This window comes from Streptococcus infantis (assembly GCF_047460875.1).
Taxonomy (GTDB): Bacteria; Bacillota; Bacilli; order Lactobacillales; family Streptococcaceae; genus Streptococcus; species Streptococcus infantis_AA.
The window spans coordinates 233,391-248,389 of record NZ_JASHFI010000002.1; the positions used below are offsets into that span (position 1 = coordinate 233,391).

A 14,999-nucleotide genomic window follows, 5' to 3' on the forward strand; every position below is an offset into this window, starting at 1 on the left:
ATAATAAAAGACTTGCTTTTTTATAAGGAAACGTTTACTATAAAGATAGTAGAATTTATGGAGGGAATATAAATGGAATGGACAACTGAACGTCGCTACAGACGTTATGAAGATTGGACACAAGAAGAAAGAAAAGAAATCCAAGAAAAGATGGCGCAGTCACCATGGCATGTTGCCTATCACGTCGAACCCAAGCAAGGTCTTCTCAATGATCCAAACGGCTTTTCTTATTTCGATGGCAAGTGGGTTGTCTTTTATCAGAACTTCCCCTTCGGTGCAGCTCATGGTTTGAAATCTTGGGTGCAGCTTGAAAGTGATGACTTAGTTCACTTTACTGAAACTGGGGTTAAAATCTTGCCTGATACAAAACTAGATAGCCACGGTGCTTACTCAGGATCTGCTATGCAGTTTGGTGATCAATTGTTCTTATTTTATACAGGAAATGTTCGCGATGAAAATTGGATTCGCCACCCTTATCAGATTGGTGCCTTGGTCGACAAGGATGGAAAGGTTGAAAAGATTGACAAAATCTTAATTGATCAACCTGCTGATGCTACTGACCACTTCCGCGATCCACAAATTTTTAACTTTAAAGGCCAATACTACGCTATCGTTGGTGGTCAAGACTTGGAGAAAAAAGGTTTTGTCCGTCTCTACAAAGCTGTCGATAATGATTATACAAACTGGCAAGAAGTTGGTGATTTGGACTTCAACAACGACCGTACTGCCTATATGATGGAGTGCCCGAATCTTGTCTTTGTCGGAGAACAACCTGTCCTTCTCTACTGTCCACAAGGTTTGGACAAAAAGGTCCTTGACTATGACAATATCTATCCAAATATGTATAAAATTGGTGCTTCCTTCGATCCTGAAAATGCTCGTTTGGTAGATGTGTCTGAACTACACAATCTAGACTATGGTTTCGAAGCATACGCTACTCAAGCCTTCAATGCGCCTGATGGACGTGCACTTGCTGTTAGTTGGCTTGGTCTACCTGATGTGTCTTATCCATCTGACCGTTTTGATCACCAAGGAACTTTCTCATTGGTCAAGGAACTTACCATTAAAGATGGAAAACTCTATCAGTATCCTGTAGCTGCTATCCAAGACCTCCGAGCTTCAAAAGAGGAATTTTCAAATCGTTCTGAAACTAAAAACACCTACGAACTTGAACTGAACTTAGAAGCCAATAGCCAAAGCGAAATCGTCCTTCTTGCTGATAAAGACGGCAAGGGGCTATCTATCAATTTTGACATTGTCAATGGCCAAGTAACCGTTGATCGTAGTCAAGCAGGTGAGCAATATGCTCAAGAATTTGGAACTACTCGCTCTTGCTCAGTTACTAATCAAGCAACTACTGTTAATATCTTCATCGACAACTCAGTCTTTGAAATTTTCATCAATAAAGGAGAAAAGGTATTTTCTGGTCGTGTCTTCCCAGATAAGAATCAAAATGGAATCCTTATCAAATCTGGAAACCCAACTGGAACTTACTACGAATTAGAATATGGTCGCAAAACTAACTGATGTCGCAGAACTAGCAGGCGTCAGCCCAACCACTGTCTCACGCGTTATCAATAAAAAAGGCTACCTGTCAGAAAAAACCATTCAAAAAGTTAAGGATGCCATGCGTGAATTGGGGTATAAACCCAACAACCTAGCTCGCAGTCTCCAAGGTAAGTCTGCTAAACTAATCGGCTTGATTTTCCCGAAAATCAGCCATGTTTTCTATGCTGAATTGATTGATAAACTGGAGCACGAACTCTTCAAAAAAGGTTATAAGACCATCATCTGTAATAGTGAGCATGATTCAGAAAAAGAGCGTGAATACATCGAAATGCTAGAAGCCAATCAGGTGGACGGTATCATTTCGGGAAGTCACAACCTTGGAATTGAGGACTACAATCGAGTGACTGCTCCTATCATCTCTTTTGACCGGAACCTGGCACCAGACATCCCTGTTGTTTCCTCTGACAACTATGCTGGTGGAGTGTTGGCAGCTCAAACATTAGAAAAGTCTGGAGCCAAGTCTATCATCATGATTACAGGAAATGATAACTCCAACTCTCCAACTGGGCTTCGCCACGCTGGATTTGCCTCTATCCTGCCAAAAGCTCCAATTATCAATGTGTCCAGTGATTATTCTCCTCTTCGAAAGGAGATGGAGATTAAAAATATCTTGACAAAACAAAAACCCGATGCTATCTTTGCATCGGATGATTTGACAGCCATCCTCATTATCAAGATTGCTCAAGAACTGGGGATTTCTGTACCTGACCAACTCAAGGTAATCGGCTATGATGGAACTTATTTTATCGAGAATTTCTATCCTCACCTTACTACCATTAAACAACCTTTAGAAGAAATTGCTCGCCTAACAGTTGATTTGCTCTTACAAAAAATTGAAGGCAAAGAGGTTGCTACTACTGGTTATTTCTTGCCAGTCTCCCTTTTACCAGGTAAAAGTATTTAAGCACAAAAAACTCAGACTAGTTTCGTCTGAGTTTTTCTTATGATCTTAAGTTTTTCAAAAGAGTTTGGGCTTTTTCTAAATTAAAAGTTTTTTCAGCAATCAAGTTTTCTACTAGCTTAGGTACTTCTGCCTCAGTCGCACCTGCTAAAAGTGCTAACGATTTTGCCTGAAGTTTCATGTGTCCATGCTGAATCCCTGTACTGACCAAAGCCTTAAGGGCTGCAAAGTTTTGTGCAAGACCAATTGACACGATAATTTGAGCCAATTCTTTGGCAGATGGATGACCTAGCAACTCATGACTGAGTACGACTCGAGGATTGAGACCAATAGATCCACCCTTGGTAGCAACCGGCATCGGCATGGTCATCTCTCCAATAAGCTCTTCGTTTTCCAAATCCATAGTCCAACGACTGAGACCTCGATAAGCACCATCATGACTGGCATAGGCATGCGCTCCTGCTTCGATGGCACGCCAATCATTTCCTGTCGCAATCAAGAGAGCATCGATTCCATTAAAGATTCCCTTATTGTGAGTAGCTGCTCGATATGGATCTGCTTGAGCAAACTGGCTGGCTAAAACCATTTTTTCTGCTAATTCACGCGCTTCATCCTTTTGGCGACTCAAATAACGAAAGGCAATCCGGCAAGTTGCAGTCACTAGAGAATCTGTTGCGTAGTTGGATAGAATTCCCATTAAACTTTGCCCTTGACATAGAGCCTCTAAGCTAGGTTTTAAAGCTTCAAGCATGGTATTGAGCATATTAGCTCCCATGGCTTCCTGAGTATCCACATGGAGATAAACCACTAAAAAGTCAGCCTCACCAGAAATTTTCTCAACTGTTATCTCTCTGGCTCCACCACCACGTTTGACAATAGATGGATAGGCTTGGTTTGCTTGTTCGAGTAGCTCTGCTTTCTGACTCAAAATAGCCTGACATGCTTTATCCCTATCTGGAATCTGATAAAGAGCTACCTGACCAATCATTCGGCGTTGATGAACCTGAGCTCTAAACCCACCAGCTCTTTTGATAATTTTGCTGGCAAAACTAGCTGCAGCAACGACGGATGGTTCTTCTGTTACATAAGGAACTGTGTACTCTTGACCATTTACCAACACTTCTGGAACTACTGAGTATGGAAGTGAGAAGGTCCCCACTACATTTTCACTCAGTTGGTCCGCAACTGCTATACTAAGATTTTCATTTTGCTCAAGACTTTCTTGGGCTTCCCTAGAAGTAAGCGCCTGAGACTTAACTAGCTCAAGGCGCTCTTGAATTGATTTTTTAGCAAATCCATTCCAATTTTTTTTCATTATTTTTCAACCTTGCTGTAGCGACGTTGGTGTTCTACAATCTCAACCAGAGCATAGTCCTGTCCCTCATAGCCTGACATGGTTGCTGAACCGGACTCATCCAAGTTTGCTTCCTCAAAGAAGATTCGTTCATAATCAGCTACGCTCAATGCTTGACGCTGGTCTAGCAATTCTAAGCGATTTTTCTGCAATTGCTGTTCATAGCCTTCAACCAATTCCACACTGAAGAACTCAGATACAGCACCACTTCCGTAGCTGTAGAGGGCAATTTTATCACCTGCCTTAAGGCTATCCGAATTCTCAAGCAGGGACAAGAGTCCTAAAAAGAGGGAACCTGTATAGATGTTCCCAACCTTTTGGCTATAAATAATAGACTCATCAAAGTGTTTTTGAAGTAAATCCTTTTTCTCTTGAGGTAGAGATTTATCAAGAATTTTTTTCAATCCCTTGAGAGCTAGCTTTGGATAAGGCAAATGGAAACAAATAGCTTCAAAATCATTCAAGTCGCAATCATATCGCTTTTGGTACTCTTCCCAAGTCGTTTTTAAGCTATCCAAATACTGCTGTGTTGAGTAGACTCCATTGACAAATGGTGTCGTTGAATAATTTGGACGCCAAAAGTCCATAATATCACGAGTTTGCGCGACATTATCGTTGTTAAAAATCATGACACGCGGATCTTTGCTAATCAACATGGCAACACAGCCTGCCCCTTGAGTTGGTTCCCCAGGAGTTTCGACACCATATTTTGCAATATCACTAGCAAGTACCAAGACTTTTGATTTTGGAGAATTTTCTACGTGTAACTTAGCATAATGAAGGGCCGCAGTTGCACCATAGCAAGCTTCCTTGATTTCAAAACTACGAGCAAAAGGTTGAATCCCAAGTAAACCGTGTACAAAAACCGCAGCCGCTTTACTTTGATCGACTCCAGACTCTGTAGATACGATCACCATATCAATCTCTTGCTTATCTTCTTCAGTCAGGATAGAATTTCCTGCACTGGCAGCCAAGGTCACAATATCTTCTGTTAACGGAGCGATACTCAATTCTTTTAAAAGGAGTCCTTTACTCAATTTTTCAGGATCAATTCCTCGGGTTTCTGCTAAATCTTGTAATTTCAAAACGTATTGACTGGTCGCAAAACCAATCTTATCAATACCGATTTTCATATTTACCTCTATTTTTATCATTCATTGTAAAAATTCGTTCACTTCTATTTTATCATAATTGAGGTCAAATGCGCGAAAAAAGACTTGATTCACCAAATCAAGTTCATTTTATACTCAATGAAAATCAAAGAGCAAACTAGGAAGCTAGCCGTAGGTTGCTCAAAGCACTACTTTGAGGTTGTAGATAAGACTGACGAAGTCAGCTCAAAATACTATTTTGAGGTTGCAGATGGAAGCTGACGTGGTTTGAAGAGATTTTCGAAGAGTATTAAAAACCTTAGCTCATTTTGAAACTATCTCAACAGACAGAACTACGGACCCAAAAAGAATCGAGCCTTAACTAACTCGATTCTTTTTGAGATAATAATACAATTTCAACAAAACTGTTCCACTGGCCATTCCAATGGAGATAACAAGGGCCAACATCATGACTAGCATGGCACTGGCAATGGCGTTTCTATAGTCGCCTGTCACAAAAAATGAAGTCGTTCGGTAAGACAGATAACCTGGTACTAGTGGAGCCAAGATGGCTAAAGCAAACACAACGGCTGGTGTTTTATAGATAATACTCATAATCTGGCTGATACAAGAACCAATTACAGCGGCAATAAAGGTCGCCAAAATAACATTGGTTGGCTCCTTGAGTATTAGATAGAGCAGCCAGATTGACATTCCCAAAACTCCACCAGGAATGAGCATAGAACGTTGGACGTTTAAAACGATTAAAAAAGTGATAATAGCTAGCAGACTAGCTAGAGCCTGCAATAAAAATGTTGTTAGAGTCATATTAGTTCATGAGTACGAGGGCGACTGATGTTCCAGCCCCTAAGGCAAGGGTAATCAGCAAGGATTCAAACATCTTGCTCATACCAGAGTTAATGTGATTGGTCATAATATCTCTAACAGCATTAGTCAGAGCAATTCCCGGTACAAATGGCATAACCGCACCTGCAATGACCAAATCAGCTGTAGATGGTAAACCTGAATAACGCGCCCAAAATTGTGCAATCAAACCAAAGACAAAGGCACCTGCAAAAGCTGTCATAAAGGGAATACGGATAAATTTTTCTACGTAAAGAGAACAGGTGAAGGCAAACAAGGTCGCCACTCCTGCTCCAATGGCATCGTAGACATTCCCCCCGAACATGATAGAGAAGAAGGGAGCACTCAGAGTCGCTGCCACCGTTAACTGGACCTTGGTATAGGGAGAAGGTTTTGCATTTAATTCCTTCAGCTCAATGAAAGCTGCCTCTAAATTAAGCTGGCCAGCCACAATCTGGCGTGAAATCTGATTGACATCACAAACCTTTTCAATATTATAGGAAGAGGAAGTAACCCGCTTCATACGAGAGATATTGGTATTTTCAATAGAGAAGAAAATAGCTGCAGGCATGGCTAGGACATTGCAATCCATAATGCCTTGCGAGTGCGCGATACGAATCATAGTATCCTCGACACGATGGATCTCAGAGCCATTTCGAAGCAGAATCGTTCCTGCAAGCATAATGACATCAATAACTGCGTTCAGTTTTTTTGATTCGTCCATGTTCCCCTCCTTGATATGCTTCTTTTATTTTATCACAAATTTGAAGGAAAAAAAATCTTTGTCACAAAAACTGTGACAAAGATTGATTAGTTATCTGTGCTATGTTCGTCCACATGAGTTTGCGAAGACGAAGATGGAGTTGGAGTTGTTGGACCTTGCGATGGCACTGTATTGTCCGTTCTATTAGTATTGCGCTGGCTTGAAGATGGGACAGAAGAAGATGATGGTGATGGTGTTTTCGGTTTATAAATAGAAATCTTAATACGAGTCGTACTTAAATCTATTTTTTCACCTGGTTTTGGACTTTGATCCAAAACGGTTTCTTCGGCAGTTCCCTCAGGTGCTGTTGTCACCTCTACTACCTCGATATTAGCCTCCTTCACACCTACAATTTGAATCAAGTTGTTCTTTGTAAATTCAAGACTTGAACCAATGTAGCCTGGCATAGAAACAGTTGTCACCTTTTTAGCAACAGTCAAAACAATAGGGGTCGCTTTGGTGAGATCATAGGTCGTACCTTCTGAGAGACTTTGTTTCAAAATCACCCCTGGTTCCCATTCACTGGACTCTTCTTCCTCAATCTTAATCAGATTTTCGGGAACTTTGTTCTCCTTCAACTCAGCAATGACATCTGTAGATTTCTTACCAATGTAATTACCAATCTTAAAGGATTGCTTACCAGTTGAAATAATCAGATTAATCTTACTTCCCTCTTTACGGCTACTACCTGCCTCAGGATCCGTGCGAATGACACGACCTTTCTCCACTGTTTCGCTTGCCTCAGTTTTTTCATCACCAACTTCAAAGTTTGCTTTCTTCAAGGTTTCCTTGGCCTCAGCAACTGTTTGACCTGCTACATTTGGAATATCAACAGTTGCTGGTGTTTTGGATACTATCCAAAACAGAGAAGCTAAAACAAGTATAAAGCTAGCTAAAAACACCAAATACCTCGCTTTAAAACGACGTTTCTTGACCGGTTTTGCAACAGTTTCTTTACTAGTTGCCTTTTGGGTCGGCTTTTGGTTCTGAGGACTTTCTTCCTTTGGTTGCACTTTAGGAATCGCTGTTAAAGTAGATTGTGAAATTTTCGGTAAGGTTTTTGTGTCAACTTTACTTGTATCTTCAAATACCAGCTTTGGTTCATTTCGACGGTTATAAGAAAGACTGCTCAATAAGTCAACATACATCTCTGAGACAGTTTGATAACGGTCTGTCAACTTTTTAGCTGTCGCTTTTATAACCACGTTTTCCAAGGATTGTGGTACTGATGAATTTTCAGCAATGACCGAAGGAAGTGGTTTTTGGAAATGCTGAAGTGCAATGGTCACAGCACTATCTCCATCATAAGGAATATGGCCTGTCAACATTTCGAAAAAGATAATTCCCATTGCATAAATATCACTCTGTATGGTCGCCTTAGAACCACGCGCCTGCTCAGGTGATAGATAGTGAACAGAACCCAACATGGAGTTGGTCTGTGTCAAACTGGTTTCTGCAAAGGCAACTGCAATCCCAAAGTCAGTAACTTTTGCAGTTCCATCGGGAGTCAAGAGTATATTTTGAGGTTTTAAATCACGGTGAATAATCCCCTTTGCATGCGCCAAACGCATAGCCAAGAGAATTTGACCCATGATACGAACAGCTTCCTCGATTGGTAGAGGGTAGTGTTCTTTGATATAACGTTTGAGGTCAAGCCCAGCTACATATTCCATAGCTAGATACTGTTGACCGTCTTCTTCACCGATATCCGTAATTCGAACGATATGAGGATGATCTAGGTCCGCCATTGCACGTGCTTCACGCTGAAAACGTGCAACAGCGATTGGATCCGTTTGGTAGTTGGTCCTCAGTACCTTCACCGCTACCTCTTCCCCATCTAAAATCAAATCCTTGGCCAGGTAGACATCTGCCATACCTCCGCGACCAATTTGTTTGATAATCCGATATCGTCCGGCAAATATCTTGCCGATCTGGATCATTTTGATTCCTCCTCAATCGCAATCAAGGCAACAGTAATGTTGTCAAGCCCTCCGGCATTGTTTGCAAATCGCACTAAAGTTGCCGCCTTGTCTTCAAGTGAAATATCACTTGTCACGATGTCATAGATTTCACTTCCTGAAATCATATTCGTGAGACCATCGCTATTGAGCAAGAGATAGTCTCCTGCTTCCAAACTGACAATTCCTAAGTCAGGTTGAATTTCGTCTTTTTGTCCGATAGATTGGGTGATAATATTTTTTTGTGGATGCGCTTCTGCCTCTTCTGGTGTCAATTGACCCGCCTTGAGCAATTCGTTAACCAAAGAATGATCACTTGTCAGTTGACGGTACTCTTCCCCTCGAATAAGACCGATTCTAGAATCTCCGATATGGGCATAAATTGCCTGATTTCCGATAACTGCAAGAGCTTCGAGGGTTGTCCCCATTCCCTTGTAGGCTTCATCTCGTCCTAGTTGATAAATCTTTTGATTTTCAACTTCTAGATGGTGGGCAAACCATTCGCGAACTTCATTGACCGTGTCAATCTGGGTATCTACCCAGGCAACGCCTAAATCCGTTACTGCCATCTCACTCGCAATATTTCCTGCGCGATGACCTCCCATTCCGTCAGCCAAGAGAATCATTGTACAACCTGCTCGGTTGACAAAAAGATTGACATAGTCTTGATTATTTGTACGCTTCTGACCCACATCTGTTAATAATGAAATCTCCATTGTGTCAGTTCCTTCCTAATTGGATATCTTACGAAATTGGCTAATAAAGAATCCATCACTTCCGTATAATTCCGGAGTAATAAGGATACAGCCATCTTTTAGAATATCCTTGCATTCGTGTTCTAGTTTAACCTGCTCGAACTCGGGATGACTTTCTAAAAATGCTTGAACCACTTGAAAGTTCTCTTCCGAGACAATAGTGCAGGTACTATAGGTTATTATACCACCTTTTCGTAGTGTTTGACAAACACTACCTAATATTTCCAGCTGAATTTCCTGTAATGACGCGAAATCTGCCGTTTCTTTATTGTATTTGATATCTGGTTTTCGACGCAATAGACCAATCCCTGAACAAGGAGCGTCTACTAAAATCTTATCAAATTGGTCCTTGCCAAAAAACTCATGCACCTTTCTGGCATCCAATTTTTGCGTTTGGACACGGTCTGCTACACCTAAACGCTGAGCATTTTCTTGAATCAAATTGAGTTTATGATCATAGAGATCTAGAGCCGTTACCTGACCTGTCGTCAAATAAGATGCCATATGGGCTGTTTTCCCACCTGGGGCTGCACAGGCATCCAAAACCTGCTCATCTCCTTGCAAATCCAATGTTGGCGCAACCAACTGACTAGACTCATCCTGGATAGTAATAGCCCCCTCAGCAAACAAATCATGGCTTGCAAAGTGCCCTTGCTCCTTGACCAGACTAGAAGCTGATAGGGCAGAATCACTTGCATCAAGCAAAGCTTTAATTTCCTCTTTTCGACTCAAATCAGTCACTCGGATACTGGCTTTGTTACGCTGGAGTAGACTTTCAAAAATCGCTTGAGCTCGCTCTTCCCCGTATTCTTCCTTTAGCTTAGAAATCAACCAAACTGGTAAAGAGTAGGCGATGGAATCACGCTTGTTTTTGCGCTTGATAGAGGCAATATCTGGCAAACCTTCTCGCAAGATACGGCGAAGGACGGCATTGACCAATTTTTCGCTACCTTTTTTTCGAAGTTTAGCCAGTTCCACCGCTTCATTGACTACTGCATGGTCAGGAAGCTTATCCAAGTATTGGAGTTGATAGACGCTCATGAGAAGCAGAACATAGAGCCAGCTATCTAGCTTATCTCTATCCTCAATAAAGTGAGAAATGTACCACTCCAATGTAAGTTTTCGAGCTACAGTACCATACACAAGCTCTGTCACCAAACCCTTATCTGCAGCTGACAGTTGACTTCCCTTGAGATGTTTATTTAAGGCGATATTGGAGTAAGCTTGTTGGATAAAGACATCCTCCAATACCTCTAGGGCTATACTTCTAGCCGTTTCTACTTTAGTCACCAAATCGTTCTCCTACTGCCAAAGTTCGTCCCACACCGTTGAGGAAGGAAGCAATGTCCATCTTAGGTTTCCCTGCTGGTTGAACTTGTTTGAGTGATAGAGCTCCTTCTGCCGTTGCGACGATTAATTCTTTCTTACCGATGGAAAGAATCTCACCCGGATTCCCCTTCCCTTCTACAGGCTGAGCTTCATAGATTTTGAAGCGTTCTCCCTTGAGGAAGGTATGAGCAACTGGCCATGGATTCATCCCACGGATTTGGTTAAAGAGTTGACGATTGGTCTTGTTCCAATCTAGTTTTTCCTCCTCAGGTTTGATATTTGGTGAGAAAGTTACTTGGCTTGGGTCTTGCGGTTGAGGCTGAATTTCACCAGCTATATAAGAAGGTAGAGTATCCAAAAGTAAATCACGCCCAACAATGGCCAATTTTTCAAACAAGGTTCCAACATTGTCCTCATCAGTAATGGGAATACTGCGACGAGAAATCATGTCCCCTGCATCCATTTCCTTGACCATTTCCATAATGGTTACTCCTGCTTCCTTATCACCTTGAATCAAGGCATAATGAATGGGAGCACCACCACGGTGTTTAGGAAGGAGCGAAGCATGAACATTGACTGCAAAATCCATGCTATCAAGGAGTTTACTTGGGAGGAATTGTCCAAAAGCTGCAGTCACAATTCCATCAGCACCCAAGTTCATGATAGCTTCCATTTCTGGACTACCTGATAATTTTTCTGGTTGGTAGATAGGAAGTCCTGCCTCTTTGGCAGCTTGTTTGACTGGGGTTTCTTGAATAACTTTTTTACGTCCAACGGCACGATCTGGTTGCGTCACAACCGCTACAATCTCGTAGCGGTCATCTGACAAGAGCCCCTTTAAAACAGTTGCTGAAAAATTGGGAGTTCCCATAAAGATTAGTTTTGTCATCTTTTCTCCTTCTATAAAAATTGTTGCGGTTCGTGGTCAATACTGAGACGAAGTTCGCTATTTTCCCGTTCTTGTGTCAAGGCCAAGACCTGGTTAAGGGTTGGACCCAGCTCATCTTCTAAACGGTATTTAATCAAAATTTGGTAATGATAGAGGTTATGAGTGCGAGCGATAGGTTTTGGTGTTGGTCCAAGGATAATACTAGCATCCGATAAACCTGACCTCAAAATTTCCATGACTTCATAAGCACGTCTAAGAACCTCTTCTTCTTTCTTATGAGACAAGGTAATTCCAATTGTGAAATAATAAGGTGGATAACCCAACTGACGTCTGATGCCCATTTCATAGGTGTAGAATCCTTCATAATCCTGGTCCTTGGCAAATCGTATAGCATAGTGCTGAGGATTATAGGACTGAATCAAGACCTGTCCAGCCTTCTCCGCCCGACCTGCTCGGCCTGCCACCTGGGTCAATAGTTGGAAGGTTCTCTCTGAAGAACGGAAATCAGGCAGGTTCAAGGCTGTGTCCGCATTGAGAACACCAACCAAGGTTACATTTGGAAAGTCCAAGCCCTTGGCAATCATCTGGGTTCCCAGAAGAATATCCGCTTCACCCTTGCCAAACTGCTCAAGAAGTGCTTGGTGACTGCCCTTTTTACGAGTTGTATCCACATCCATGCGCAGAATACGTGCCTCTGGAAAGAGTTCAGCCAGCTCATCGTAGGCTTTTTGAGTCCCTGTTCCATAGTATCGAATACTACGACTCTGACAGTTTGGACAGACATGAGGAATTTCCTTAGAAAAACCACAATAATGGCAATTCATAGTCTTAGTATCCATATGCAGCGTCAAGGAAATATCGCAGTTTGGACAGGTATCAACAGTCCCACATTCTCGGCACATGACAAAGCTAGAATAACCACGACGATTGAGCATGAGAACAACCTGCTCTTTTTTATCCAGTCGATCTTGAATGGCCTCAATCAGTGGTGGTGTAAAGTTTGATGTTTCATTTTGCCCGATATAATCACGAAAGTCAATGAGTTGAACTTCAGGGATACTTGCTAAAGGATTGGCACGTTGAGTTAGGCGTAGATGTTGATAAACACCCTTACCAGCACGCGCACGACTTTCTAGACTCGGTGTTGCAGAACCAAGGACTAATGCCGCTTGATTGTACTGTGTTCGTAAAAGAGCCACATCTCTAGCATGGTAACGTGGATTGCTGTCTTGCTTGTAGCTGGCCTCATGCTCTTCATCGATAATGATAACCCCTAGATTTTTCAAAGGGGCAAAAACGGCAGACCGAGCCCCAACGACTACCTGAGCATCTCCACGCTCCACTTTGCGCCATTCATCGTACTTTTCACCATTGGACAAACCTGAATGAAGAATGGCTACTTTATCACCAAAACGAGCAATGAAACGCTCGGTCATTTGAGGTGTCAGAGAGATTTCTGGGACTAAAACGATAGCTGTTTTCCCCATATCCAAGGCTCCTTGGATAATCTGCAGGTAAACCTCGGTTTTCCCACTTCCAGTGATTCCTTGAAGAAGAAAGGGAGGATGTTGCTTACCAATCGCACCAACAACCGCCTCACAAGCTTGTTTTTGCTCTGGGTTTAACTCTAATGCTTGATTTGACTCGATTCCTTCAAAGTAGGCAGCTGAACGTTGAACTTCCTTTTGAAGAATCGTCAAAGCACCCTGTTCCACAAAGAAGTTAACTTGTTCCCGTGAGTAATGTTCTAACAAAGTAGCCAAAGGAGTACTTTCTGGATGTGCTACTAAATAATCTCGCAGTTCCAATTTCTTCTTGGCACGGTTTGAGATTTCTAGCTTTTCTAACTGTTCAAGATGAACTTCAACCCAAGACTGTGTTTTGACCTTCTTCTGGTCTATAGCCTGATACTCTAACTTCAAAAGTCCTTTGCGAGTCAACCGCATCATCTCAGCCTGCTTTTCTAAGTCTAGAGATGAAAATGCTAAGGACTCTTGCGATCCAAACAAACGGTCTCTGTCTTTCTGACTCAAGCCTTCCAGAGGATAGAGGATTTTATCATAGCTAGAATTCAAAAATCCTGGAAGCATGGCTTTTAGAATAGAAATCTTGTATGAAAAAACTGACTTACGTAGTTCTTCGGCCAGCCAGAGTTGTTCCTCCGTTAAGACAGGAGAAAAGTCCAGCACCTCAGCAATTTCTTTTAAGTCCTCGTCTGCCACATCTGCATCAGATTGAGACTCCAACCCAAGAACAATTCCCTGAATCAAGCGATTGGCCTTCCCAAAAGGTACATGAACTCGCATGCCAACTTCCAGCATCTCTTCAAATTCCTCTGGAATCTTGTAGCTATAGGGCTGGTCTGTCTGCATCAAGGGAACATCCACAATGATTTTTGCAATAGCCATATCCTCACCTCCTTCTCCTCTTAAATCGTTTCAATTGATTGAGTATTCTTGCAATAGAAAAAATAAGATTGAGTCCCCCCAACCTTAAATTTTTTCACCTTCTTCTTTTTCTTTCGCGATTTGCTCTTTAATTTTCTTTTCTTCTTCTTCTTTCAATCGTCTTTCTTCTTCGATACGACGACGAACAGCTTCGCGTTTCCCTTCTGGATCTGGGTGGATGGTTACATTCCCTGATTCAATTTCTTCCAAGGCACGAAGAGTAGATTTTTCAGATTTGAATTCTTGAGTTGCAGGTGCTCCAGCTTCTAATTCATGAGCACGCTTTGCTTCCAAGATGACGAGTGAATATTTTGATGGTACCTTGTCAAGCAAGGTATCAATAGAGGGTTTTAACATCATTTGTTTGTACCTGTTTTCTAAATTTTATCGAATAGTCGGAGACTTTGGTAGCATATCCTGATAATGACCAATCACGCGGTCTACACGGAAATGTTCTGCTTCAATCACACGTTTAACACGCTCGGCAGCTAGAGGAACATGGTCATTGACAATAGCATAGTCATACTCACGCATCAAAGCAATTTCTTCCTTGGCTTTTTCGATACGCTGAGCAATCACTTCTGCACTATCTGTACCTCGGCCAACGAGACGGTCTTGCAATTCTTCCAAATCTGGTGGGGTCAAAAAGATAAAGACCGCATCTGGAACTTTTTTCTTAACCTGGAGAGCTCCCTGCACTTCAATTTCAAGAAAGACATCGATTCCCTTATCAAGCGTTTCATTAACATAAGTCAGAGGAGTTCCATAATAGTTACCCACATACTCTGCATACTCTAACATTTGCCCTTGACGGATCAACTCTTCAAATTCCTCCCGTGTACGGAAGAAATAATCAACACCATCTACTTCACCTGGACGTTGTGCCCGCGTCGTCATAGATACTGAATATTGAAATTGATTTTCAGAACACTCAAAAATTTCTCGTCTAACCGTTCCTTTCCCAACTCCAGAAGGACCTGAAAAAACGATTAGTAAGCCTCGGTCTGCCATTATGTCTCCTTTAGATAGTTTGTGAAATACCTTGGAAATTCATTCAGAATTCTCTTTGTGAAGGCATT

General features: G+C 41.9%; 13 protein-coding genes. 2 read left to right on the forward strand and 11 right to left on the reverse strand.

What is annotated here, in order from left to right; genetic code table 11:
- Positions 1 to 72: 72 nt before the first annotated feature.
- Together QM887_RS03045 and QM887_RS03050 are read left to right on the forward strand one after the other, a co-directional pair.
- Positions 73 to 1,527, forward strand: a complete 1,455-nt coding sequence (locus QM887_RS03045; protein WP_414270423.1) for a sucrose-6-phosphate hydrolase — start codon at positions 73 to 75, stop codon at positions 1,525 to 1,527.
- On the forward strand, positions 1,508 to 2,473 hold the full coding sequence (locus QM887_RS03050) for a LacI family DNA-binding transcriptional regulator (protein ID WP_414270424.1): 966 nt from the start codon (positions 1,508 to 1,510) through the stop codon (positions 2,471 to 2,473). Before QM887_RS03045 ends, QM887_RS03050 begins: the two co-directional genes overlap by 20 nt.
- 37 nt (positions 2,474 to 2,510) lie before the next feature.
- Here the strand turns inward: QM887_RS03050 and QM887_RS03055 are convergent, their stop codons facing one another.
- From QM887_RS03055 to gmk, 11 genes are all read right to left on the reverse strand, one after another.
- Positions 2,511 to 3,785 carry a hydroxymethylglutaryl-CoA reductase, degradative gene (locus QM887_RS03055; RefSeq protein WP_414270425.1) on the reverse strand — a complete coding sequence of 425 codons (1,275 nt, stop codon included), beginning with the start codon at positions 3,783 to 3,785 and terminating at the stop codon, positions 2,511 to 2,513.
- Positions 3,785 to 4,957 (reverse strand): hydroxymethylglutaryl-CoA synthase, encoded by a 1,173-nt coding sequence (locus QM887_RS03060; RefSeq protein ID WP_414270426.1) that lies wholly within the window; start codon positions 4,955 to 4,957, stop codon positions 3,785 to 3,787. Before QM887_RS03060 ends, QM887_RS03055 begins: the two co-directional genes overlap by 1 nt.
- A 336-nt stretch (positions 4,958 to 5,293) precedes the next feature.
- Complete coding sequence (locus QM887_RS03065) at positions 5,294 to 5,743, reverse strand: threonine/serine exporter family protein (protein ID WP_414270428.1); 450 nt, start codon at positions 5,741 to 5,743, stop codon at positions 5,294 to 5,296.
- A gap of 1 nt (position 5,744) precedes the next feature.
- A complete protein-coding gene (locus QM887_RS03070) occupies positions 5,745 to 6,503 on the reverse strand; it encodes a threonine/serine exporter family protein (RefSeq protein WP_414270429.1) in 759 nt (252 codons plus the stop codon).
- Between the two features lie 86 nt (positions 6,504 to 6,589).
- The gene (gene pknB / locus QM887_RS03075; RefSeq protein ID WP_414270430.1) at positions 6,590 to 8,482 is read right to left on the reverse strand and encodes a Stk1 family PASTA domain-containing Ser/Thr kinase; all 1,893 of its coding nucleotides are present in this window, start codon (positions 8,480 to 8,482) and stop codon (positions 6,590 to 6,592) included.
- Positions 8,479 to 9,216, reverse strand: a complete 738-nt coding sequence (locus tag QM887_RS03080; protein WP_414270431.1) for a Stp1/IreP family PP2C-type Ser/Thr phosphatase — start codon at positions 9,214 to 9,216, stop codon at positions 8,479 to 8,481. Before QM887_RS03080 ends, pknB begins: the two co-directional genes overlap by 4 nt.
- A gap of 15 nt (positions 9,217 to 9,231) precedes the next feature.
- Positions 9,232 to 10,545, reverse strand: a complete 1,314-nt coding sequence (rsmB, locus tag QM887_RS03085) for a 16S rRNA (cytosine(967)-C(5))-methyltransferase RsmB (protein WP_414270433.1) — start codon at positions 10,543 to 10,545, stop codon at positions 9,232 to 9,234.
- Entirely contained in the window at positions 10,538 to 11,473 is a 936-nt protein-coding gene (gene fmt / locus QM887_RS03090; protein WP_414270434.1) for a methionyl-tRNA formyltransferase, read from the reverse strand. The genes rsmB and fmt overlap by 8 nt, the downstream gene beginning before the upstream one ends.
- A gap of 11 nt (positions 11,474 to 11,484) precedes the next feature.
- The gene (locus QM887_RS03095; protein WP_414270435.1) at positions 11,485 to 13,881 is read right to left on the reverse strand and encodes a primosomal protein N'; all 2,397 of its coding nucleotides are present in this window, start codon (positions 13,879 to 13,881) and stop codon (positions 11,485 to 11,487) included.
- An 84-nt stretch (positions 13,882 to 13,965) separates the two neighbouring features.
- On the reverse strand, positions 13,966 to 14,280 hold the full coding sequence (rpoZ, locus tag QM887_RS03100; protein WP_006146546.1) for a DNA-directed RNA polymerase subunit omega: 315 nt from the start codon (positions 14,278 to 14,280) through the stop codon (positions 13,966 to 13,968).
- A 24-nt stretch (positions 14,281 to 14,304) separates the two neighbouring features.
- Entirely contained in the window at positions 14,305 to 14,931 is a 627-nt protein-coding gene (gmk, locus tag QM887_RS03105) for a guanylate kinase (protein ID WP_414270436.1), read from the reverse strand.
- Between the last annotated feature and the right edge of the window lie 68 nt (positions 14,932 to 14,999).

What these genes read in the sequence shown, in the direction of transcription:
- fmt (WP_414270434.1), bottom strand. Translation starts at nt 11,473, where the DNA reads ATGACAAAACTAATCTTTATGGGAACTCCCAATTTTTCAGCAACTGTT.
- QM887_RS03070 (WP_414270429.1), bottom strand. Translation starts at nt 6,503, where the DNA reads ATGGACGAATCAAAAAAACTGAACGCAGTTATTGATGTCATTATGCTT.
- QM887_RS03065 (WP_414270428.1), bottom strand. Translation starts at nt 5,743, where the DNA reads ATGACTCTAACAACATTTTTATTGCAGGCTCTAGCTAGTCTGCTAGCT.
- QM887_RS03095 (WP_414270435.1), bottom strand. Translation starts at nt 13,881, where the DNA reads ATGGCTATTGCAAAAATCATTGTGGATGTTCCCTTGATGCAGACAGAC.
- QM887_RS03055 (WP_414270425.1), bottom strand. Translation starts at nt 3,785, where the DNA reads ATGAAAAAAAATTGGAATGGATTTGCTAAAAAATCAATTCAAGAGCGC.
- QM887_RS03045 (WP_414270423.1), top strand. Translation starts at nt 73, where the DNA reads ATGGAATGGACAACTGAACGTCGCTACAGACGTTATGAAGATTGGACA.
- QM887_RS03050 (WP_414270424.1), top strand. Translation starts at nt 1,508, where the DNA reads ATGGTCGCAAAACTAACTGATGTCGCAGAACTAGCAGGCGTCAGCCCA.
- QM887_RS03060 (WP_414270426.1), bottom strand. Translation starts at nt 4,957, where the DNA reads ATGAAAATCGGTATTGATAAGATTGGTTTTGCGACCAGTCAATACGTT.
- pknB (WP_414270430.1), bottom strand. Translation starts at nt 8,482, where the DNA reads ATGATCCAGATCGGCAAGATATTTGCCGGACGATATCGGATTATCAAA.
- gmk (WP_414270436.1), bottom strand. Translation starts at nt 14,931, where the DNA reads ATGGCAGACCGAGGCTTACTAATCGTTTTTTCAGGTCCTTCTGGAGTT.
- QM887_RS03080 (WP_414270431.1), bottom strand. Translation starts at nt 9,216, where the DNA reads ATGGAGATTTCATTATTAACAGATGTGGGTCAGAAGCGTACAAATAAT.
- rpoZ (WP_006146546.1), bottom strand. Translation starts at nt 14,280, where the DNA reads ATGATGTTAAAACCCTCTATTGATACCTTGCTTGACAAGGTACCATCA.